The 21,381-nt window shown below is 41.1% G+C and carries 14 protein-coding genes; 2 read left to right on the top strand and 12 right to left on the bottom strand.

The window, feature by feature from the left end; translation table 11 throughout:
* Nucleotides 1-105: 105 nt before the first annotated feature.
* The 7 genes from OCV60_RS03190 to thyA all read right to left on the bottom strand — a co-directional run bounded on the left by OCV60_RS03190 (nt 106) and on the right by thyA (nt 12,568).
* Nucleotides 106-2,139: a YgiQ family radical SAM protein gene (locus tag OCV60_RS03190; protein WP_021943772.1), complete on the bottom strand. Its 2,034-nt coding sequence runs from the start codon at nt 2,137-2,139 to the stop codon at nt 106-108.
* A 17-nt stretch (nt 2,140-2,156) separates the two neighbouring features.
* Entirely contained in the window at nt 2,157-3,143 is a 987-nt protein-coding gene (gene mreB, locus OCV60_RS03185) for a rod shape-determining protein (protein ID WP_021943771.1), read from the bottom strand.
* A 186-nt stretch (nt 3,144-3,329) separates the two neighbouring features.
* Nucleotides 3,330-6,866, bottom strand: a complete 3,537-nt coding sequence (locus OCV60_RS03180; protein ID WP_021943770.1) for a hypothetical protein — start codon at nt 6,864-6,866, stop codon at nt 3,330-3,332.
* A gap of 57 nt (nt 6,867-6,923) precedes the next feature.
* Nucleotides 6,924-9,431 (bottom strand): midas domain-containing protein, encoded by a 2,508-nt coding sequence (locus OCV60_RS03175; protein WP_262529297.1) that lies wholly within the window; start codon nt 9,429-9,431, stop codon nt 6,924-6,926.
* 40 nt (nt 9,432-9,471) lie between these two features.
* Nucleotides 9,472-10,494: a rhomboid family intramembrane serine protease gene (locus OCV60_RS03170; protein ID WP_021943768.1), complete on the bottom strand. Its 1,023-nt coding sequence runs from the start codon at nt 10,492-10,494 to the stop codon at nt 9,472-9,474.
* A 2-nt stretch (nt 10,495-10,496) separates the two neighbouring features.
* Nucleotides 10,497-11,606, bottom strand: coding sequence for a YbjQ family protein (locus tag OCV60_RS03165; RefSeq protein WP_021943767.1), 1,110 nt, complete (start codon nt 11,604-11,606; stop codon nt 10,497-10,499).
* Nucleotides 11,607-11,737: 131 nt separating this feature from the next.
* A complete protein-coding gene (gene thyA / locus OCV60_RS03160) occupies nt 11,738-12,568 on the bottom strand; it encodes a thymidylate synthase (protein WP_021943766.1) in 831 nt (276 codons plus the stop codon).
* 180 nt (nt 12,569-12,748) lie between these two features.
* Here thyA and OCV60_RS03155 point away from each other — a divergent pair, with 180 nt between their 5' ends.
* Both OCV60_RS03155 and OCV60_RS03150 read left to right on the top strand, forming a co-directional pair.
* The gene (locus tag OCV60_RS03155) at nt 12,749-13,165 is read left to right on the top strand and encodes a helix-turn-helix transcriptional regulator (RefSeq protein ID WP_021943765.1); all 417 of its coding nucleotides are present in this window, start codon (nt 12,749-12,751) and stop codon (nt 13,163-13,165) included.
* A gap of 1 nt (nt 13,166) precedes the next feature.
* On the top strand, nt 13,167-13,559 hold the full coding sequence (locus OCV60_RS03150; protein ID WP_021943764.1) for a helix-turn-helix domain-containing protein: 393 nt from the start codon (nt 13,167-13,169) through the stop codon (nt 13,557-13,559).
* A gap of 33 nt (nt 13,560-13,592) precedes the next feature.
* Here OCV60_RS03150 and mnmL read toward each other — a convergent pair whose 3' ends face one another.
* The 5 genes from mnmL to OCV60_RS03125 form a co-directional block, all read right to left on the bottom strand.
* A complete protein-coding gene (mnmL, locus tag OCV60_RS03145; protein ID WP_021943763.1) occupies nt 13,593-14,471 on the bottom strand; it encodes a tRNA modification radical SAM protein MnmL/YtqA in 879 nt (292 codons plus the stop codon).
* A 118-nt stretch (nt 14,472-14,589) separates the two neighbouring features.
* Nucleotides 14,590-15,237: an HAD family hydrolase gene (locus tag OCV60_RS03140; protein ID WP_021943762.1), complete on the bottom strand. Its 648-nt coding sequence runs from the start codon at nt 15,235-15,237 to the stop codon at nt 14,590-14,592.
* 26 nt (nt 15,238-15,263) lie between these two features.
* A complete protein-coding gene (locus tag OCV60_RS03135) occupies nt 15,264-16,922 on the bottom strand; it encodes a putative manganese-dependent inorganic diphosphatase (protein ID WP_117807641.1) in 1,659 nt (552 codons plus the stop codon).
* 80 nt (nt 16,923-17,002) lie between these two features.
* A complete protein-coding gene (gene carB, locus OCV60_RS03130; RefSeq protein ID WP_021943760.1) occupies nt 17,003-20,206 on the bottom strand; it encodes a carbamoyl-phosphate synthase large subunit in 3,204 nt (1,067 codons plus the stop codon).
* Nucleotides 20,206-21,279: a carbamoyl phosphate synthase small subunit gene (locus tag OCV60_RS03125; RefSeq protein WP_021943759.1), complete on the bottom strand. Its 1,074-nt coding sequence runs from the start codon at nt 21,277-21,279 to the stop codon at nt 20,206-20,208. Before OCV60_RS03125 ends, carB begins: the two co-directional genes overlap by 1 nt.
* Nucleotides 21,280-21,381: the final 102 nt, after the last annotated feature.

Raw genomic sequence — 21,381 nt, 5'->3', positions numbered from 1 at the left:
ACATTCTAGCACAAAAGAAAGTACCACGCAACCAAAAATGAAATGCACGCATTAGAAATCATTATTTTTTCATTTCTGGTTATTTTCTTAATTTTATATAAAATATCAGTGTTTTTTCTTTCCTGTTTTCTGTTTTTGATATTTTTTATCATTTTGTCCTGCAGGTTTCCCGGTTCTGCTGTTTCTGTTATCCTGCCCGGATTTATAACTTCCTGAATTTTTACCGGATTTATCCTGTTTTCTATGATTACTGTTCTTGTTATTCTGATTCCGTGTTGCCTGTCCTGACGGATTCTTTTTATGGACATCTTTATGTCCCGAAGTATTCCTATCCATCTTTCTTGGAGTTATCAGACAATGCTTTTCGAATCCGATCAGATCTGTCCGCCCTGCCTTTATCAGAGCTTCTTTTACCAGATCATAATTCTCCGGTCTTCTGTACTGGATCAGTGCACGCTGCATTGCCTTTTCATGTGGATCTCTCGCCACATATACCGGTTCCATCGTTCGCGGGTCTACCCCTGTGTAATACATACAGGTCGAGATTGTCGATGGTGTTGGATAAAAGTCCTGTACCTGCTCCGGCATATATCCGATATCACGGATGTATTCTGCCAGTGCGACTGCATCTTTTAAAGTAGAACCCGGATGTGATGACATCAGATACGGTACTGCATATTGTTTCAACCCATACTGTTCATTGATTTTCTCATATTTTTTTATAAATGTCTCATATACCTGATTGGATGGTTTTCCCATGTACTTCAGAACATTATCTGAGATATGCTCCGGTGCAACTCTTAACTGTCCACTGACATGATACTGGCAAAGCTCCCGTAAAAAGGTATCATCATGATCTGCAAGCAGATAATCAAATCGTATACCGGATCTTACAAATACCTTCTTCACACCGGGTATCTGTCTTAATTTACGGAGCAGCTCAACATAATCTTTATGACTGGCATTCAGGTTCTGACATGGTTTTGGAAACAGACATTGTTTATTCTGACACACACCATATTTCATCTGTTTTTCACAAGACGGATGTCTGAAATTCGCTGTAGGTCCTCCAACATCATGAATATATCCTTTAAACTCCGGATCTTTCGTCATGTGCTTTGCTTCTTCAATGATTGATTCATGGCTTCTGGTCTGAACAATCCTGCCCTGATGAAAAGTTAGTGCACAGAAGCTGCATCCGCCAAAGCATCCACGGTTGCTTGCCAGACTGAACTTCACCTCTGCTATAGCCGGAATTCCCCCATCCTTTTCATACATTGGATGATAGGTGTTCATGTAATCATACCCATATACGTCATCCATCTCCATCTGCGTGAGCGGATATGCCGCAGGATTCTGAACAACATATCCCCGGTTGCCATATCCTTCCACCAGCACTTTTCCGGAATATGGATCTGTATTGATATACTGTGTATAAAAGCTTTCTGCATATTTTAAACGGTCTTCCTGAAGTGCTGCATAATCAGGCAGGATCACCGGAGCTTCTACACAGGACAAATCCTTTGTCTTGTAGACTGTTCCTCTGATAAATGTGATATCCCTGACATCTATTCCGCTGTCTAACGCATCTGCAATCTCAACCATGCTGTGTTCGCCCATGCCATAGGAAAGCAGATCTGCCTGTGAATCGATCAGAATTGAATGCTTTAATTTATTTGACCAGTAATCATAGTGTGCAAGTCTTCTGAGACTTGCTTCAATCCCACCAATAATGATCGGAACATCCTTATACGTTCTACGGATCAGATTGCAATATACCACTGTTGCATAATCCGGTCTCAGCCCCATCTTTCCACCGGGAGAATAGGAATCCATACTTCTGTGTTTTTTTGAAACAGTATAATGATTGACCATAGAATCCATATTGCCACCGGAAACCAGAAAACCAAGTCTTGGTCTGCCGAATACATCTATACTCTTATCATCTTTCCAATCCGGCTGTGGAATCATACAGATCTTATATCCATGTGCTTCCAAAACTCTGCTGATAATTGCCGGACCAAAAGAAGGATGGTCCACATAAGCGTCTCCGGTAATAAACACGAAGTCCGGCTGTTCCCATCCTCTTTCTATCATATCTTTTTTATTCACCGGCAGAAAATTATGTGTATTTGTCATTTTCTTTTCTCTGCTTTCTATGCTTCTTCTTTTCTTGCTGCAATATCAACCGACATACCGGCGCCAAGTGCAACTGCTTCTAACGCTTTATCAGAAACATACGTATCAATTCCCGTTTTTTCCTTGATCAGCTTATCCATTCCATACATCAAGCTGCCACCACCGGTCAGAACAATTCCATTTACCGATATATCCGCGACCAGCTCCGGCGGAGCCGTCTCAAGTACCCCGTGAATTGCCGTCAAAATATGAGAAGTTGTATCTGCAAATGCTTCTATTGTCTCATTTGCGGTGATCGTGATCGCCTTTGGAAGTCCCTTGATCAGATCTCTTCCCTTTACAACATAGGTGATGTCCTCCGGCCTCTCATAGACCGATCCTACCGCTATCTTTGCTTTCTCCGCAGTCTGTTCTCCGATCAGAAGATTATACTTTCTTCTGATATAACGGATCATCGATGCATTGTAATCATCACCCGCTGCTTTGATCGACTGACTTTCAACTGCTCCACCAAGTGATATAACCGCAATATCCGTTGTACCTCCTCCGATATCTACGACCATATTTCCTTTCGCTTCTTCAATATCAACAGCAGCACCGATTGCTGCCGCAAGCGGCTCTTCCATAACATAGACACTTTTTGCACCCGTCCTGTAGACCGCATCCTCGACCGCTCTTCGTTCAACCTCCGTTACCCCACTCGGAACGCAGACACAGATTTTCGGTCTGCCAACTCCGGTCCGTTTCTCCATCGCGCTACGGATAAATACTTTTAACATTCGCTCTGTAACAGTATAATCTGAAACAACTCCCTTTACAAGCGGTCTTACGACCTCGATTGACTCCGGTGTCTTTCCGATCATCTTCTTCGCTTTATTTCCAATCGCAATAATGCGCTTTGAGTTTTTTTCATATGCTACAACAGATGGCTGGTTGATGACTACTCCACGACCTTTAACATATACCAGCACATTTGAGGTTCCCAAATCTACTCCAATATCCATACTATCTTATATCTCCTTAAAGTTATCCCGGCAGTTGTCAAAATCTACTTTAAATACAAATCTTGCCTCATCACCGCACAAAAAAGTGCCAAGTTTACAATAATAAATATTATAAACATTGGCACCATTTTTTTCAACCAAAATATAAGCTGGAAAATACAATCATACGACTGCTATTTTTCTTTCTTATTTTATATCCGTCTTCATAACTTTCTTTGCTTCTGCATTTCTTGCATCTGCACGTTCGATTGCTTCATCGATAGCTGTCAATAATCTGTCAATATTACCAGATTCCATTGCCATAAGTACATTTTTAATATTGCCATCAATACCATCTTCATACTTATAACCTTTTTCAATGATATATTCTTTGGCAATGACGATCATATTTTCTTCCTTGATCTGATCGAAATATACTCTGTTATTGAAACTTCTCGCCTGTGTCATATTATCTGCAAGCATCTTGCTGAGTGCAACTTTTTCGCCGGTAAGAATAACTTTTACATCATTCTTTTCTGTGGAACAAAGATCAACCATTTCTTTGAAACGCTCCGGTGTGATCAATCCGGCACTTTCAACGATCAGACAGCCACCCTTCAGTTTTGTAACTGCACCTGCAAGTTTACCACTGTTGATTACTTTTGCCTTTACTTTTGCCTTTGCAGGAGATGTACAGAAGCCAAGGTCATAATAGCACTCTGCAAAATCTTCTCCGATTTTGGCAGAACCAAATCCATGTAATCCAAGGATTACCAGGTTCTTTGACCTCTTTGGATCAACCTTCATAGTCTGAAGAACATTTACAATCTGTGCTCCCGCAGGATTTACACACAGATATTTATACAGATATTTTGCTTCTGCAGGTAATGCTTTCTTCATTTCCTGATTGATCTCACTCTGTTCTGCTTCTACAGCAGCTTCATCTGTTGCTTCTAATGAAACATCAATCTTTGCAGCTTCATCCAGTTTTCCGGCTTTCAAGAGTTCCGCCTGTTTTCTTGCTTCCTCTTCCTTCTTAACTGCTTTTTCAAGCACTTTTGCTGCCGCTGCAGCTCTGCTTGTAACTTCTTCTAACTGCTTCTTTGTACTGATTTCTTCTTTTAACAGAGAATCAAGATCATGTTTCTTCTTTTCTTCTGCTTTCTTAACTGCTTCTTCATCTGCAGCTTTTCTAGCTACAATACGTTCTGCCTGTTCCGTCTTAAGATCCGCAATCTTCTTCTTTAATTCTTCTTCTTTCTTCTTTGCAGCATCCAGCAACTTCTTTGCAGCTTCTTCTGCCTTCTTCCGGGAATCAGCAGCTTCTTTTTCTGCTGTCATTGCAGCAGACTGAACCTTTTCAAGTTCTGCAGCCTCTCCTGTTGCATATTTTTCTTCCTCATCTGCAAGGAATTTCTCATGCGCATCATCTCTGGCTTTCTTTTCTTTTTCCAGATTATCTTTACCATCTGCTGCAGTCTTTTCGGCATTCTGGATCTCAACTTCTTCTTCGATCTTAGCCTTTTCCAGAATCTGTTCAGCTTCTTCCTCTGCATTTTCAGCCTTTGAAAGCAGATCTTCCGCTTCAACTACCGACTTCTTTGCAGCATCCAAAGCCTGTTGTGCCTCTGCCTTTGCAGCCTTGAAGGATTCTACATTTTTCTTTGTTTCTGCAATATCTGCATTTGTAGTCTTCTTCTCTTCATTAAGCGTATCAATTTCAGACTGATGCTTCTTCTTATCAGCCTCGCCCTTGGAAATTCTGGCTTCAGCCGCTGCCTTTGCAGATCTTGCCTCCTCCAGTTTCTTTAATGCTTCTGCTTCTTTTGCTTCTGCATCCTTTAAAGCTTTCTTTGCTGTATCTATTGCTTTTGCTGCGGAATCATTATTGTTCATTGCAGTCTTTAACTTGGTCTCACTTTCAGCAAGTTTATTTTCAAGTCCCGCAAGCGCCTTCAATGACTCAGATTCCATCTCAGTTGTATTCTTAAGATTCGATGCTGCCTCTTCTTCTGCTTTCTTTGAATCAGTAAAGATAACGCCAGCACGCTGCTTGTTCTGTTCTGCATCATCCATCAGCTTCTTAGCTTTGTCATTCTGCTTTTCTTTCTTCTCCTTAGCAGCTTCAATTGCTTTCTTCTTATCTTCCTCAAGCTTGGTTGATGATGTTTCAGCATCTTTACATGCTTTCGCATATTCAGCTTCATGCTTCTCGATATTTGCCTTCTTTGCATCTGCCAGCTTCTTGATCGCTGCATCTGCAACAGCCTGCGCATCATTGATGATCTTTGTCTTAATGGTTTCAGGATCGCATTCCTTTAATACCTTATCAGACTCATTCTGTGCCTTTTTGTTTGTATCCTCAATCTCTTTCTTGATCGAAGTTACCTTTGAATCCAGCTCTGCATCTTCTTTTGCAAGGAGTTCTTCATCTGCCTTCTTCTTTGCATCAAATTCAGCCTTTACCTTGTCATCATAAGCAGCCTTCTTCTTTGCACATTCTTCCAGTTGAAGTTTTAATTCTTTTTCTTCTTTCTCTGAATCTGCAATGGTCTTCTGAGCGGTCTCAACAACATTCTTTGCATCCTGTGCTTTCCGTTCAGCCAGTTCGATTGCCTGCTTCTTCTTTGTTTCAGCCTCGATCCTTGCTTTTTCTACAGCAGCTTTCTTGCGGGCTTCCTCTACTTTCTTACGGTTTTCTTCTTCTGCAGCTTTACGCTTGGCTTCTTCCTCTGCTTTCTTCTTAGCTTCCTCTTCTGCTTTCTTCTTAGCTTCCTCTTCTGCTTTCTTCCTAGCTTCCTCTTCTGCCTTGATCCGTGCTGCTTCTTCTTCACTTGTCTCATCTATATTTGACAGATTCTCAATGCCGGCACCAAGGAAATCATCATCATCATCATCTATATCATACATGGACGAAACATCAGATGCGTTTTTGTTTCTGTCAGGTAAAATACTGAACAAGTCACCATTTTTATCATTACCCTTTGGTGTCTTTACTTCTTTTACCTCAACATTCTTTCCTGGTGTCCATTCTGCATCATCTGCAGCAACAGAAGACATATCATCCTCATCAAAACGTACAGAATCATCTGTAAGTGTCTGTTTCTCTGCTTCACCAACTTTACTAGGTGAAAGGGAATCATCCACCTTACCTTTAATATTTAATGAAGCGCCAAGGCCACTGCCTGCGTCCTCTGTTTTTCCGGACAATCCGCCTTCTGAAGGTACACTGCCAAGTCCGCCACCAAGTCCGCTTCCTAAACCGCTGCCAAGTCCGCCACCGAGACCTTCTCCCAGTCCGCTTCCTAAACCGCCGCCAAGTCCGCCAAGGCCTTCATCGGCAATACCACCAAGGTTAAGACTGATCTTCGGCATTTCCTGCTTGTCATTCTTATCCTCTGTCTTTGCTTCTTTTGCTTCACCCTCTGCCTCTTTATTTGTATCTGGCTTATTAGTTTCTGCTTCGTTGTTCTCTGTCTCTTCAGGCTTATCCTCATGAACAATACCCAATGCTTCTTCTCTCTTACGTCGTTTCTTCTCCTCAATACGCGCAAGTTCTTCAGCAGACAAAGTCTTATATTGGCTCTTGCTTCCACTATCTGAAGACTTCTTTTTATTACTGCTCAGATTTTTCAGTGCCTGCTCTTCTTCCAGTCTCTTCTGCTTTGCAGCTTCAGCGGCTCTTTCTTTTTCAAGCTGTGCCTTTATCGCAGCAATCATAGCTTCTGTTTGATCTACAGCCAATTTGTACGCCTCCTTCCACATTATCAAATAAAAAATAATATTTATATATTAATCTAATTATTTGTCATTCCTCTTAAGCTTGTATTTCTTCTCCTGTTTTTTATCTAGGTGCTCAAGCTGTTCTTTTCTGTTATCTTCTTGTTCCGATATCACCTTCTCATCAGATGACAGATCCGCGTTTTCGACGTCTGTTTCATCTTCAATCAGGTTAACAAAGCTATCACTATGCATATTGAAGTAGTCTGTATTTGATGCATATTTGGTTCCAAGCTCTATACCAAGTCTTGCCAGTAATTCATCTGCCTGATTAATAAGCTGTTCTTCTTTTTCCAGATTATCTGACATTTTTCTGTCATATTCAGCCTTCATATCAACCGTTTCTTTCATCAACTCTACAACTGGAGGTTTGTCGCTGTTATAATCCGGAAACAGACTTGAACGAAATATCGGGAAGTCCCATCTATGTGCCGTTTTTTCCGATTCAATCCCGTATTCTGGTTCTGGTTCCGTTTCAGATTCCGGATTGACCTCGGCCTCTAAATTCATTTCAACCACAGCTTCAGAATCAATTTCAACATCCTTCTCAGCTTCCGTCTCACTCTCAGATTCTTTCTCAGAATCAGCCTCAGCTTCGACTTCTAATTCTGATCCAGGCTCGGAATCAGCCCTAACCTCCACTTCCGGCTCGATTTCTACTTCCGCTTCAGCTTCATTCTCTGTTTCGACTTCCACTTTTGTGTCAGATCCGGTTGCTGCTTCAATCTCCACAATATCATCATCCTCATATGCCTGTTCAAATGAATCATCTTCCCAGGTATCTGCGTCAAATGTATATTCATCAAGCGACTGAATCGCTATATCTATATCAAACGGATCATCAGAAGTTGTTTTCTCCATTGTATCCGTTGATTCTAACTCCAGTTCCTGATTTTCCTCCAGCATCTCTGCCTTTTCAGCATCTTCTGCAGGCTCAGCGGTTTCTGCTGTTTCTTCAAGCTCAGATTCCTCAGCTTCTTCTACTTCCTCTATAACAACAGAATCATCATCTTCCCCGGCTGACCCTGGCATCCCAGCACTATCGGCATCTTCTTCATTCGATTCTGATGTCTCAGGTTCTTTAGCATCTTTTGTCTCCGCCTCAGCAATCTCATGATCTTCAACAGATTCCGTATATTCTGATTTCTTCTCAATCTGTTGCTCATCGGTTTCAGATTTTTCAGGTTCTTCCGATTCAACATTCTCAGGTTTCTCAACATCTGAAGCGTCAGTTATATCTTCGGATATAATCTCTTCCGGAGCTTCTTCGAGAATCTCTTCTGTATGTTCATTCGATGGTTCCGGCATGATTGCATCATCCACATCTACCATCAATACAGAATCATATTCTTCGTTATCAAAATCGAAATCGTCAACGCCATCTTCAAATGAATCCTCTGATAATTCATCCAGACTTCTCGGCTTCTTCTCATCCCCTGTAGGATCAGCAACCGGTTCTGCTTCAGCTTCCATGCCATTCTCAGCGACAGTTTCATCAGATTTCGGATTTACAATCTCGCCAAGAAGCTGATCACGGTCTACTTCTGAGTTCTCCTGCTCCGCAAATGCTTCCTCAATTGCCTCTTCTTCTTTCTTTGACATCCGGTTCTTAAGGAACCACTTTTTCTTTCCGGTATTCTCTTCCTGATCAGAATTCTCCGGAGTATCCAATACTTCCTGATCTGTCTGTTCTTTCTGCTGTTCTGCTTTTTTCCCCTGTTTCTGTAACTTCTTGGATTCTTTCTTTTCTTTCGACTTCAGAAGCATCTGTTTAAACTTCATAGAATTCGTAACTGGTTCCCGATCCTCAACCATCAATGTGATCTTTGGATCTTTCGGATGGATTCTCAAATCATCTGCTTCTAATACTTTCTCTTCCATCAGACGGACATCCTGCTGCGCGATATCGTCATCCATTGCTTCCGTTTCAGGATAACAATAGATGGCTTTATCAACATCATATAATTTCTCTCTTAACTGATTCACCTTGTCAATATAAGATGAACCTTTATAAGTTGCACAGAACATCTCGGCTTCCGACTGGAATTTTTCTTCATTTCCCATTGCTTTATACAATAAAAGCATCTCAAAATCCCAGATATCACTTGTTTCTTTTTCATTTGCCGATATCAGAATACCATACAATTCCTTGTATGGTTTTCTTTCTGCTTTCGCAAGCATATATTCGATCCTATATGTACCCGCATCTTTTTCATTCTGATTAAATTTATATATTTCATAATAGGTATTTGCCAGTGAATAAAAGCCCATGGATAAATATACCCGGATCAGAGAATATATGATCTTATTCCCTACAGGTGCCATGGAATGTGCTTTTACAAGAGCAGCACGGGCTTCCTGATACCGCCCGTTTTCATAATAAACTTCACCACAGATCTTAATAAACTGTGGCGAAAGGGACTTGGTCAAATCCTGATGTTCAAGTATATCCAAAGCAAGACTATAGTCTCTGCTTTCAGCCAGTTCTTTAATTTTATTCACACTTGACATACTTATTCCAGTACCCATCAAACCATACTCCTAACAATTTTTTTATCTCTTAATTTTATCACATAGGTTTATCTTTTACAACAGCCTTATGGATCAGGATCGTAATTATACCAACTAAAAGTCCAGCGATAAGACCGCCTACATGCGCTGCATTATCAATTCCATCTGAAACATATCCATTTAATACTGTGAGCACGGATAAAAACAAAAGATCTTTTAACGAAATTCCTGAAATATGTCCTTTATTAAAAAATGCAAATACGATCAGCACTCCCATTAATCCACAGATTGCCCCGGATGCGCCACCTGCATATGTATAATAATTTCCCAAATAACAGCTGATCAACGAACAAATTGAAGCGGTGATCCCGCAAAACAAATATGAAATCAGAAAGCCAATCCGTCCCATCAGATTCTCAACTCTCGCTCCCAGCGCAACCAGAACAACCATGTTGCTGAATAGATGAATCAGAGAAAAATGATAAAATATGGATGTTATGATTCGATAATATTGCTTTTCTACGATTACGTCATACAAATTATCCGCAAGCAATTCCTCCAGCCAAGAATTTCCCGCTGTATCTCTTGTATATACAGATATCACAAAAATAATAATATTGATTAATATCAATATCGGTGTTATTACACCAAACGTTTTACGGATCCTTGAAAGATTCCTGTCCTTTTCCTGCAGGATCTGTTTGTCAAGCACCGGCTGCAAGCCATCAAAATCCATTGGCTGATTTTCAAACACATACAGTTTGCCATAGTCTTCACTGAACAGCCAGACATTGCTCATCTTTGAAACAATCTCATTTACAGAATCATCAAACAATCCATTCGGTGTCAGTAATATATTAAGCAGTTCGATCCTTTTATCACTGTCTGCAGACAAGTCATGTATGATCTGTCTGTTAAACTTTTGTAAGCTTTCTGCCCTCAGATCTCTGCTGCTTCCAAGCACAACAACATATATGGCATCTGTTCCCAGTCTGCCATATACGTTATTGCTTTCAGGATTCAGTTTTTTATATCCCATTTCTTCCAGATGCTCAATTATCTGTAGAACATATTGCTGCATTTTTATAATCCAAGGAACAGATTCTCTACCTTTTCAATAACCGTATCCTTCATATTGCCACGGGTCTTCTCATACTGAAGACCGGACTCCATGATTTCCAACAACTGCATACGAAGGCCGGAATCAATGTCCTTAATGTGCTTCATAAGGACATCCTTGATCTCCATAACATATTCTTTCTGACGCATTTCCTCGATCATAGGCTCATAATTAAAGGAAACCGTGTTCTTCATCTCATCCTGTTTTCTGGAGCAGATCACACATTCTTCTGCTCCGCCCTCATTTACATGACCACAGTTACAGGTCCATACCAGTCCGTCTGACTTATAGTTACATACCGCATCCAGACCTTTTTTCATCTTAAGGGCTTTGAACTTTAATGGACTGAGATCTACATCGATCGGATCATCTCCGCAGGAATATACTCCACGGGAAGTTACATACTTCTGGATATATACCTTTGAGCTTGAAATGATCTTTATGTACTTATCCGGAAGCTTACATTCAACATAATCAGACTTCAGAAGCGACTGGCCTGTTTTATCAAATACGAAATCAACTCCGGTCAATGTGATCTCATCACCATAAATATTTGTAAATTTAATATCTGCCTTGATTGCTTTGATATCTTCCATATTGTAATTATTAAACCATGCTGATATTCTGGTTCCTTTTCCTTCTGAAGCAAGAACGATCTTTACAGCTCTTGGAACAAGCTTGTCATAATAGTTATTAACATATAACTCTTTTCTGACAAATACGCTCTTCTCAAACTCGGACTGATATTCTTTCTTGATAGAAACCAATGTACCCGCAGCAACAACAGATGTAATATTAGATGAGTAATCTACTACATTTGTATGGAAACCTACAACTGCATTGTACTTGGTCTTGCCAGCCATCTCCTTGAATGACTTGATTGCTTCATTCATTGCTCCATCCAGCTTCTCCTGATATATGCTGCTTCGATCTGTAGCAATATCTGCAATTGATGAACCAATCTCCTTCAGAAAGTTTGAACTTAAAATTGTCTGCACAAATCTATATGGACCATATTCTGAGATCTCATATCCTTCAAAACTTGTGCCAGATGTAATCATAATATCTTCCATGTGTAACGCACCTCCAAAAATATATGGAAATTGTACCACAAGTTTTTAGAATAGACAAATACTTTTTGTGAATTTTATCTTAAAATACCATCTTTTTTTAGTAATTTTATTCAAATAACTACAAATATCCGTTAAATCGCGATTGGAATATTTTTCACCTGAGGTCCGGTCTTATAATCTTCGATCGTAAAATCATCTACTGTGAACTCATAAAAATCCTTTACATCCGGATTCATTTTAAATTTCGGTGCAGGATAGGTTTCTCTCTCGATCAGTTCCTTCACGATCGGAATATGGCGGTCATAAATATGTGCGTCTGCGATCACATGAACCAGTTCACCCGGTTTGAAGCCTGTCACCTGCGCGATCATATGAACCAGCACTGCATACTGGACCACATTCCAGTTATTTGCTGCAAGTACATCCTGTGAACGCTGATTCAATATAGCATTCAGGCGGTCTCCGGTCACATTAAAGGTCATACTGTATGCACATGGATACAGATTCATTTCGTGAAGATCCTGATGCACATACATATTGGTTATCATACGTCTGCTATATGGATTATGTTTCAGGTCATAAATCAGACGATCCACCTGATCCATCATACCCTCTTTATACTGATGTTTTACTCCCATCTGATAACCATATGCTTTTCCAATCGAGCCATCTTCATCTGCCCAGCTATCCCAGATATGGCTCTTCAGATCATGGATATTATTTGATTTTTTCTGCCAGATCCAGAGCAGTTCATCAATAGCAGATTTCACATATGTCTTGCGAAGTGTGATCGCCGGAAATTCTTTTGAAAGATCATACCGGTTCACAACACCAAACTGTTTGATCGTATAGGCACTGGTTCCATCCTCCCATTTGGGACGAACCTTTTCCCCTTTTGTACTGTATCCGTTCTCTATGATCGAACGGCACATTGAAATAAATATATCATCTGCACGGCTCATTTTTATACCTCCATTTTTATCTTCTGAACTTTTGTAATTGTACCGTATCAATATTAAAAACGCAACTTTTTATCCCGAAACATGCAAGTTATTACATCAAACCATACAAGTTATTACATCAACGCTCCTGCAGCTACCTTTTCTGTTATGATTGAAAAAAACAAATGAAAGGAATCCAATATGAAAAAAGAAAACAATCCACTTCCTGACTTATTAAAGTATTTCCGCAAGAAGAAACATCTGACTCAGGAACAGGTCGCAAAACAGTTGTCTGTATCCCGTGCCAGCTATGCCAGTTACGAAACCGGAAGGATCATCCCCGGCATGCAGCATATCATGGAATTGTCCCGGATATTAGAGCACGACTTTCTGTTTGCCTATACTCTGGCTGTCCAGAATGCTCCGGCCGGTGCAATGCCGGAAGCAGTTTATGAAGAAAATCCATACTTTGCCGTTCCGGCTCTGCCCACAGATGCACAGAGCAATGAACGATCTGCAAAAATCGCCTGTCTGCCATCCATCGATCAAAAGCTGATTGACACTTATATAGATCTGCGTATTTCAGACAGTAAAACTACAAATGAAAGGAACTTCTAATATGACAACGAAAACAAATATAGGAAGTGCTCTAACCGCACTCAGAACCGGAAACCATCTTACCATTCAGGAAGCAGCAAAGCATCTGAAACTCACACCCTCCTCCTATTCCAATTATGAACATGGCCGCAGTTATCCGGATATCCGGCTGATCTTCCGCACAGCCGTATACTATCATATCAATATTGAATTTCTGATCTTTCTCGTCTGCATTGATCTTGCTTCTTTCGAAAATCTAAAAAACGAAGAATTGTTCCGTCTGTTTACCTACGGGCACACCTTTTCCTGGGACTTTTTTGAATTGTTTGAACGATATAACTCCCTTTCCGATGTCTACAAACATGCTGCTTCTACTTTTTTAGAAGCAGCATCTATCTGCAATCAGCAGATATAGAAACAACAAAAATGCAGCAATCAGTTTCCCTGGCTATGCCTGCCTGACTGCTGCATTTATCGTATTCATTACTTTTTTCTTATCTGCGCTCCAAAGCGGTGCGATCAATAGTTTCTTTGGCCCATCTCCGGTCAGACGGTGGATTACCATATCCGGCGGCAGTACCTTCAGACACGAAACAACACATTCTGTATAATCTTCCAGCGATAAAACAGAACATTCTCCATTCTGATACAATTCAGCAAGGTTGGTTCCTTTAAGGACATGAAGCAATTGCAGCTTTATGCCCTGTGCACCGCTCTTTCCTATATACTCTGCTGTTTCGATCATATCTCTCTGCGTCTCTCCCGGAAGTCCCAGTATCATATGTACGATCACATGTACACCAAGATCCCTGAGTTTTTTTACCGCCTCGTCATATACCGAAATGGGATATCCGCGATTGATAAACTTTGCCGTTTCCTCATGTATCGTCTGAAGTCCGAGTTCTACCCACACCGGCTTGATCCTCTGTATATCACGCAGCATATCGATCACCTGATTTCCCAGGCAATCCGGTCTGGTTGCAATTGAAATAACCGCAATGTCTGACCGCATCGCTGCCTTTCTATAAATATCCCGCAAACGGTCGATATCACCATATGTATTCGTAAATGACTGAAAATATGCAATATAATGTTTACCTTTGAACTTCGAAGCAACCAGCTGTTTTGCCTGTTCAATCTGTCGATCTATGTCCATATCCGCTTTTGGACTGAAATCACCCGATCCTAGACTACTGCAAAAAATACAACCGCCAATTCCTGCCGTTCCATCCCGGTTCGGGCAGGTGGTTCCGGCATTTAATGACAGCTTGTATAATTTCTCCCCGAAGGTATCCTTTATATATTGATTCGCTGTATATATATTCATCTTACATATTCCTTATACATTGATCCGCCATGTACATCTGCATAGTGCATATCTTTCATATCAAACCGATTCATAAGCCCATCCAACTTCCTTATCAGTCAGGCAGCAGCTCTACCGTTTAAAAGAATTCGAGCAGCTCCTCCGGCTTATGGATGATCTGGGTAGCACCATGTTCTAACAGGAATTCTTCATCACGAAAGCCCCAGGTAACAGAGATACATTCCAGTCCGCTGTTCTTCGCGGTCATGATATCCACATCTGAATCTCCTACATAGACTGTACCTTCCCGTCCGATCTGCATTTCTTTCATTGCTTCGATGCAAGTGTCCGGTGCCGGTTTCTTTGCTACATTTGCAGACTCCCCAATCGCAGTATAAATATACTCTCCAAAAAACTGATCCCGCAGTCCCTTTACTGCAGCATCAAATTTGTTCGATACGATCCCTGCCGGTATTCCTTTTTCTTTTAACACCTTAAGCACATCGATAACTCCCTCGTAAGAACCTGTCTTATTCAACATATTCTTTGAATAATGTTTCTTAAATATCGCAAGTGCTTTTAATGTATCATCTTCTGAAGTTCCCGTCGGAACTGCACGCTCCATCAGCTTTTCTACACCATTTCCTACAAAACGGCGGACCTCATCGATTGTCCGTTCCGGGTAATTCATCTGACGAAGTGCATAATTTGTACTGTCCGCCAAATCCTCTAATGTATTTAAAAGTGTTCCATCCAAATCAAATATAACTGCCTGATATTTCTTCATTGTACATCTGCCTTTCTGCCTTTATTCTATTCCGGCTGATCGAGTTCCTGTACAGCCCGAACCAGTGCCGGAACAATCTGTTTCTTTCTGGAAACCACGCCCTCCAGATATGCATAATGATCTACAAATTTCGTCTGGAATGCACGGGAACAGATCTCCTCTGCCTCATCTCCAAATGCCAGCATTCCGGAACTATCGTCTAAGATGCTTGTCATTACAAACAAAAATACATCACAGCCATTTTCTGTATAATCGGTCAGATACTCGTACATACTCTTCTGTATCTGTTCAATCTCTCTGGTATTGATCGATGTGATCTGTCCTATCGCAAAGGTACGTCCGTCAATCTCAAATTTCTTATAATCCTGATGCAGAATCTCATCAATCGTCTTTCCCTTCAGATTACTTCCGGCATCGAACATTTCCATTGCAAAATCATTCACATTTATCTCTGCAAGCTGTGCAAGTGCATATGCTGCATTCTTATCCTCGCAGGTGCAGGTCGGCGATTTAAACAGCAGCGTATCTGATAAAATAGCCGCACACATCAATCCCGCAATCTTCTTATCCGGTATAATATTCTGTTCTCTGTACATCTGATATATGATCGTAGATGTACAGCCGACCGGCTGATTTCTGAAATAAACCGGTGCAAGTGTTTCTACATTTGCAATTCTGTGATGATCGATGATCTCCCGAATCTCTGCCTTGTCGATATTATCAACCGACTGGGTACGTTCATTATGATCGACCAGGATCACCTGTTTCTTTCTCGCATTGATGTAATTACGTCTGGAAACCAGTCCCAAATAGTTGCCACTCTTATCTACGACAGGAAAATACCGGACTCTCGTCTTCGACATAACACTTTTAATCGTTTCAACCGAGTCATCCTCATTAAATGTCATGATATTATCACGAACCATAAAGAATCTTACCGGTATACTCTGACCGATCAATCTGGCCACCTTATAGGTATCATTCTGTGATATAATGATCGAACAGCCCTTAAATGCTGCAAGTTTTACTACATCATCATCTACCTTATCTACCAGACAAAGGATCAGCATACCTGCTCCCTTTTCGATAGCCATCAGCTGTGATTCCTTCCGGTCACTTAAGATAACAAGGTCACCCGGTTTTATAAAATGCTCCATCAACTCCACATGAGCCGCTCCAATGATAACTTTTCCATTTGTGATATAGCTGTGTGGATTTCCACAAACCATCTCACCATCGATCGTTTCAATAATATGACGGCATCTGGTTCTCGCTTTATACAGAATGTCGTCCTCCGAATTCAACATATAAGCTTCTGCAATATCTCCGACAGTTAATATTCCACGAATCTTTCCATTCTCCACAACCGGCAACGTCGTTGCATCATTCTTCTGCATGATCTCAAATGCTTTCTTCATTGTTGTATCACCCGGTACACCGGAAACGAGTCGGTAAGAAATATCACTCAATTGGGTGTCCACGTTTTTGATCAACTCCGGCACTTCCACATCAAAATAATTTAATACAAATTCTGTTTCTTTATTGATATTACCCGCTCTTTTGGGAATGTATTTATTTTCTGACTGATTCTTAAGATCTGCATACGCGATTGCTGAACAAATTGAATCCGTATCCGGATTCTTATGTCCGATCACAAATACCTCATCTCTTGGAATGTTATGCATATTCCACCTCCTATTAAGAACGCAAAACAGCCTGCTGCAAAATGCAGCAGCCTGTTTTGTCAGGTTGTATCATATTATACTTATAATTCGCTGATGTCAACCAGTGATAATCGTCTGTTTGCGGATGACTCCAAACTTGTAAGCAGCGCATTCGCTGTATCAAGGCTTGTAAGACAGGTAACACCAGTTTCAACTGCATGACGTCTGATCACGAAACCATCCTTGCTTCGTTCAATTCCCTGTGACGGAGTATCGATGATCAGATCGATCTCATGACTTAAGATCAGATCCAACAGATTTGGTGATGGTTCCTCTACTTTGTTGATCAGTTCAGCAGGTACTCCATTCTCATTCAGGATTCTACATGTGCTCTTTGTAGAGAAGATCTCATAACCAAGAGCCGCAAAACGTCTGCCGATTTCTACTGCATCCATCTTGTCTGCGTCCTTAACTGTAAGAATCATCTTCTTTGTCTTTGGAAGATTTACACCTGCACCAAGGAACGCCTTGTAAAGGGCTTCGTTGTAGTCCTTGGAGATACCAAGACATTCACCTGTTGATTTCATTTCCGGTCCCAGACTGATTTCAGCTCCACGGATCTTCTCAAATGAGAATACAGGCATCTTGATCGCAAAGTATTCTGCTTCCGGCTGAAGTCCCGGCTTATATCCCATATCCTTGATCTTCTCACCTGTGATAACACGGGTTGCAAGATCTACGATCGGAATACCGGTAACCTTGCTGATATATGGAACAGTACGGCTGGAACGAGGATTTACCTCAATTACATATACTTCATCATTGTATGCGATAAACTGTATATTGATCAGACCGATTACATGAAGGCTGTTTGCAAGCTTTCTTGTATAATCTTCAATTACACGTTTGATCTTTGGCGAAAGTGTCTGTGCAGGATATACAGAGATACTGTCACCGGAATGGATTCCGGCTCTCTCTACATGCTCCATGATACCAGGGATCAGGATGTCTTCTCCATCACATACGGCATCTACTTCTACTTCCTTACCCATGATATATTTATCAACCAAGACAGGATGCTCCTGAACATGTCTGTTGATGATATCCATGAATTCAATAATATCTTTATCAGAGATCGCGATCTGCATTCCCTGTCCACCTAATACATAAGAAGGTCTTACCAGAACCGGATAACCGAGTTCATTGGCTGCCTCTAAGGCTTCATCTCTGGTAAATACCGTCTTTCCGGCAGGTCTTGGGATACAACACTTCTCAAGGATCTCATCAAATAATTCTCTATCCTCAGCGGCATCTACATTCTCTGCACTTGTACCAAGGATCGGAACACCCATCTCCATCAGTGCTTCCGTCAGCTTGATCGCTGTCTGTCCGCCGAACTGAACAACCGCACCATCCGGTCTTTCCAGATCTACAATTGCTTCTACATCCTCTGCTGTCAGTGGCTCGAAATACAGCTTATTTGCAATATCAAAATCTGTACTGACTGTCTCAGGATTATTATTTACGATAATGGTCTGGTATCCCTTTCTCTCAAATGCCCATGTACTGTGTACGGAGCAGTAATCGAATTCGATACCCTGTCCGATACGAATAGGACCGGAACCAAGAACCATAACCTTCTTTACGGAATGATCTTCCTCTACTTCACTCTCACCGTCGAAGCAGGAATAATAGTATGGTGTAGATGCTTCAAACTCTGCAGCACAGGTATCAACCATCTTGAAAGATGCACGGATACCATAGCCATACCGCAGCTCTTTGATCTCTTTTATTGTCTTTCCTGTAAGCTGTGCGATTACCTTATCCGGGAATTCTACACGCTTGATCTCCTTCATCAGTTCCTTGGAGATATCTCCCTTGGAATCACGGATCTCCTGTTCATAGTCAACCAGATTGTTGATCTTATCAATGAACCAAAGATCAATCTTTGTGATATCGTGAATTGCTTCCTGTGTAATGCCACGACGAAGTGCCTCAGCAATAACAAAGATACGTCTGTCATCTACATGATGCAGAAGCTTTAAGATATCACTGTCAGACATATTCTTATATCTGCTGGAATGAAGACCATCTACATGCTGTTCCAGAGAACGGATCGCTTTCATCAATGCGCCCTCAAAGTTTGTGCAGATACTCATAACCTCACCGGTTGCCTTCATCTGTGTTGTCAGATCATGATCTGCCTTGATGAACTTATCAAACGGAAGTCTAGGAATCTTAACAACAACATAGTCCAGTGCAGGCTCAAAGCTTGCAAATGTCTTCTTGGTAATTGCATTCTTGATCTCATCCAGATTATAACCAAGTGCGATCTTTGCAGAAACCTTGGCGATCGGATAACCGGTTGCCTTGGATGCAAGTGCCGACGAACGGCTTACACGAGGATTTACTTCGATTACACAATATTCAAATGTAGTTGGATGTAATGCAAACTGTACGTTACAGCCACCACGGATATTTAATTCAGAAATAATATTTAATGCAGATGTACGAAGCATCTGATACTCTTTATCACCCAGTGTCTGGGATGGTGCTACTACGATAGAGTCACCGGTATGGACACCGACCGGATCCAGATTCTCCATATTACAAACTGTAATACAGGTACCATTTGCATCACGCATTACTTCGTATTCGATCTCTTTCCAGCCTGCGATACAACGCTCTACCAGAACCTGACCGACACGGCTGAGTCTCAGACCATTCATCAGAATCTCGACAAATTCTTCTTCATTCTCAGCGATACCACCGCCGCTTCCGCCGAGGGTATATGCCGGACGGAGTACAACCGGATATCCGATCTTCTTAACAAATTCGAGACCGGCTTTTACCGTTGTAACAACCTCAGATGGTGCTACAGGCTCATGGATCTTCTCCATGGTTTTCTTGAATTCCAGTCTGTCCTCTGCTTTTTTGATTGTTGAAGAAGATGTACCGATCAACATAACATCATGTTCTCTTAAGAAACCGGATTCTTCCAGTTCCATTGCGATATTTAAAGCTGCCTGACCACCCAGTGTTGGCAGAAGGCTGTCTGGTTTTTCCTTCTCGATCACTGCTTTTACAACATCGGCTGTTAATGGCTCAATGTATACCTTATCTGCGATATCCTTATCTGTCATGATCGTAGCCGGATTGGAGTTGATCAGAACAACGCAAAGACCTTCTTCTTTTAATGAACGACAAGCCTGTGTACCGGCATAGTCAAATTCTGCAGCCTGTCCGATTACGATAGGACCGGAGCCAATTACAACAACTTTTTTAATATTCGGATTCTTTGGCATTACTTAGACACCTCCATCATATTCATAAATACATCAAACAAGAAGTCTGTATCAAGAGGACCGGCACATGCTTCCGGATGGAACTGTACGGTCTGTGCATTCTTACCAAGGTAATGAACACCTTCTACTGTACCATCATTTACATTAATAAAGCTGACCTCGGCAACCTTTCTGTCAAGGCTCTCTTCTTTTACCATATATCCATGATTCTGGGTTGAAATATAAACCTTTCCGGTCTTTAAATCTTTTACAGGATGGTTCGCACCCCTGTGACCGTATTTCATCTTTACGGTATCGCCGCCATTTGCAAGTGCAAGCAGTTGATGTCCAAGACATATTGCAAAAATAGGAATATCTGTATCGAAAAGTTTTTTCACTTCTTTGATTGTAACCTTACAATCCTTTGGATCTCCAGGTCCGTTTGTTAACATGATGCCGTCCGGTGCATCTGCGATGATCTCCTCCGCAGGTGTCTCAGCAGGATATACGGTAACCTGACAGCCTCTCTTTAATAAAGATTTGATAATATTTCTCTTAACACCGAGATCGATAACAGCTACCTTGTAGCCATCTCCCGGATAAACTTTCTTTTCTTTGCACGTAACGTCAAGAACAACATGTCCCATCTCCCATGCTTTGATCCGCTTCAGACAATCTTCAAGGTCATAAGAAGAATTTGTTGTGATCATGCCCTTCATTGTACCCTGATTTCTGAGGATCTTTGTCAAGGCTCTGGTATCAACTCCCTCGATACCTGTTATATTGTTATTAATAAGGAACTGGTTAATACTCTGTTCACTTCTGAAGTTACTTGGCTTCTTCGCAATCTCTCTTACAATAAATCCTGACTGCCATGGTTTATCAGCCTCCATATCTTCCAGACATACACCATAATTACCAATCAACGGATATGTCATACAAACTGCCTGCCCGGCATAGGATGGGTCTGTCAACACCTCTAAGTAACCTGTCATAGACGTATTGAAAACAATTTCGCTTATGATCTCATCGGTTGCTCCAATACTGGTGCCTTCAAATACATGTCCATCTTCAAGTATCAAAAAAGCTTTCATAATACAATTCCTTTCTTCTTTTTTCTATTTTTGCTCAAAAAAAAAGAGTGAACAGAGAATCTGTGCACACATACAAAGATCCTCATCTGCCTCTTTTTTCTA

It is taken from the genome of Coprococcus ammoniilyticus, from assembly GCF_025567345.1.
GTDB lineage: Bacteria > Bacillota > Clostridia > Lachnospirales > Lachnospiraceae > Coprococcus > Coprococcus ammoniilyticus.
Note: the sequence above shows the minus strand (reverse complement) of the source record. Positions and strands in the feature narration are given on the sequence as shown.

Excerpts from the sequence above, each read along its gene's own strand:
- OCV60_RS03135 (WP_117807641.1), bottom strand. The coding sequence starts at position 16,922 with ATGCATAACATTCCAAGAGATGAGGTATTTGTGATCGGACATAAGAAT.
- OCV60_RS03175 (WP_262529297.1), bottom strand. The coding sequence starts at position 9,431 with ATGGGTACTGGAATAAGTATGTCAAGTGTGAATAAAATTAAAGAACTG.
- OCV60_RS03190 (WP_021943772.1), bottom strand. The coding sequence starts at position 2,139 with ATGACAAATACACATAATTTTCTGCCGGTGAATAAAAAAGATATGATA.
- thyA (WP_021943766.1), bottom strand. The coding sequence starts at position 12,568 with ATGAGCCGTGCAGATGATATATTTATTTCAATGTGCCGTTCGATCATA.
- mnmL (WP_021943763.1), bottom strand. The coding sequence starts at position 14,471 with ATGAATATATATACAGCGAATCAATATATAAAGGATACCTTCGGGGAG.
- mreB (WP_021943771.1), bottom strand. The coding sequence starts at position 3,143 with ATGGATATTGGAGTAGATTTGGGAACCTCAAATGTGCTGGTATATGTT.
- carB (WP_021943760.1), bottom strand. The coding sequence starts at position 20,206 with ATGCCAAAGAATCCGAATATTAAAAAAGTTGTTGTAATTGGCTCCGGT.
- OCV60_RS03150 (WP_021943764.1), top strand. The coding sequence starts at position 13,167 with ATGACAACGAAAACAAATATAGGAAGTGCTCTAACCGCACTCAGAACC.
- OCV60_RS03165 (WP_021943767.1), bottom strand. The coding sequence starts at position 11,606 with ATGGAAGATATTATGATTACATCTGGCACAAGTTTTGAAGGATATGAG.
- OCV60_RS03155 (WP_021943765.1), top strand. The coding sequence starts at position 12,749 with ATGAAAAAAGAAAACAATCCACTTCCTGACTTATTAAAGTATTTCCGC.
- OCV60_RS03125 (WP_021943759.1), bottom strand. The coding sequence starts at position 21,279 with ATGAAAGCTTTTTTGATACTTGAAGATGGACATGTATTTGAAGGCACC.
- OCV60_RS03140 (WP_021943762.1), bottom strand. The coding sequence starts at position 15,237 with ATGAAGAAATATCAGGCAGTTATATTTGATTTGGATGGAACACTTTTA.
- OCV60_RS03170 (WP_021943768.1), bottom strand. The coding sequence starts at position 10,494 with ATGCAGCAATATGTTCTACAGATAATTGAGCATCTGGAAGAAATGGGA.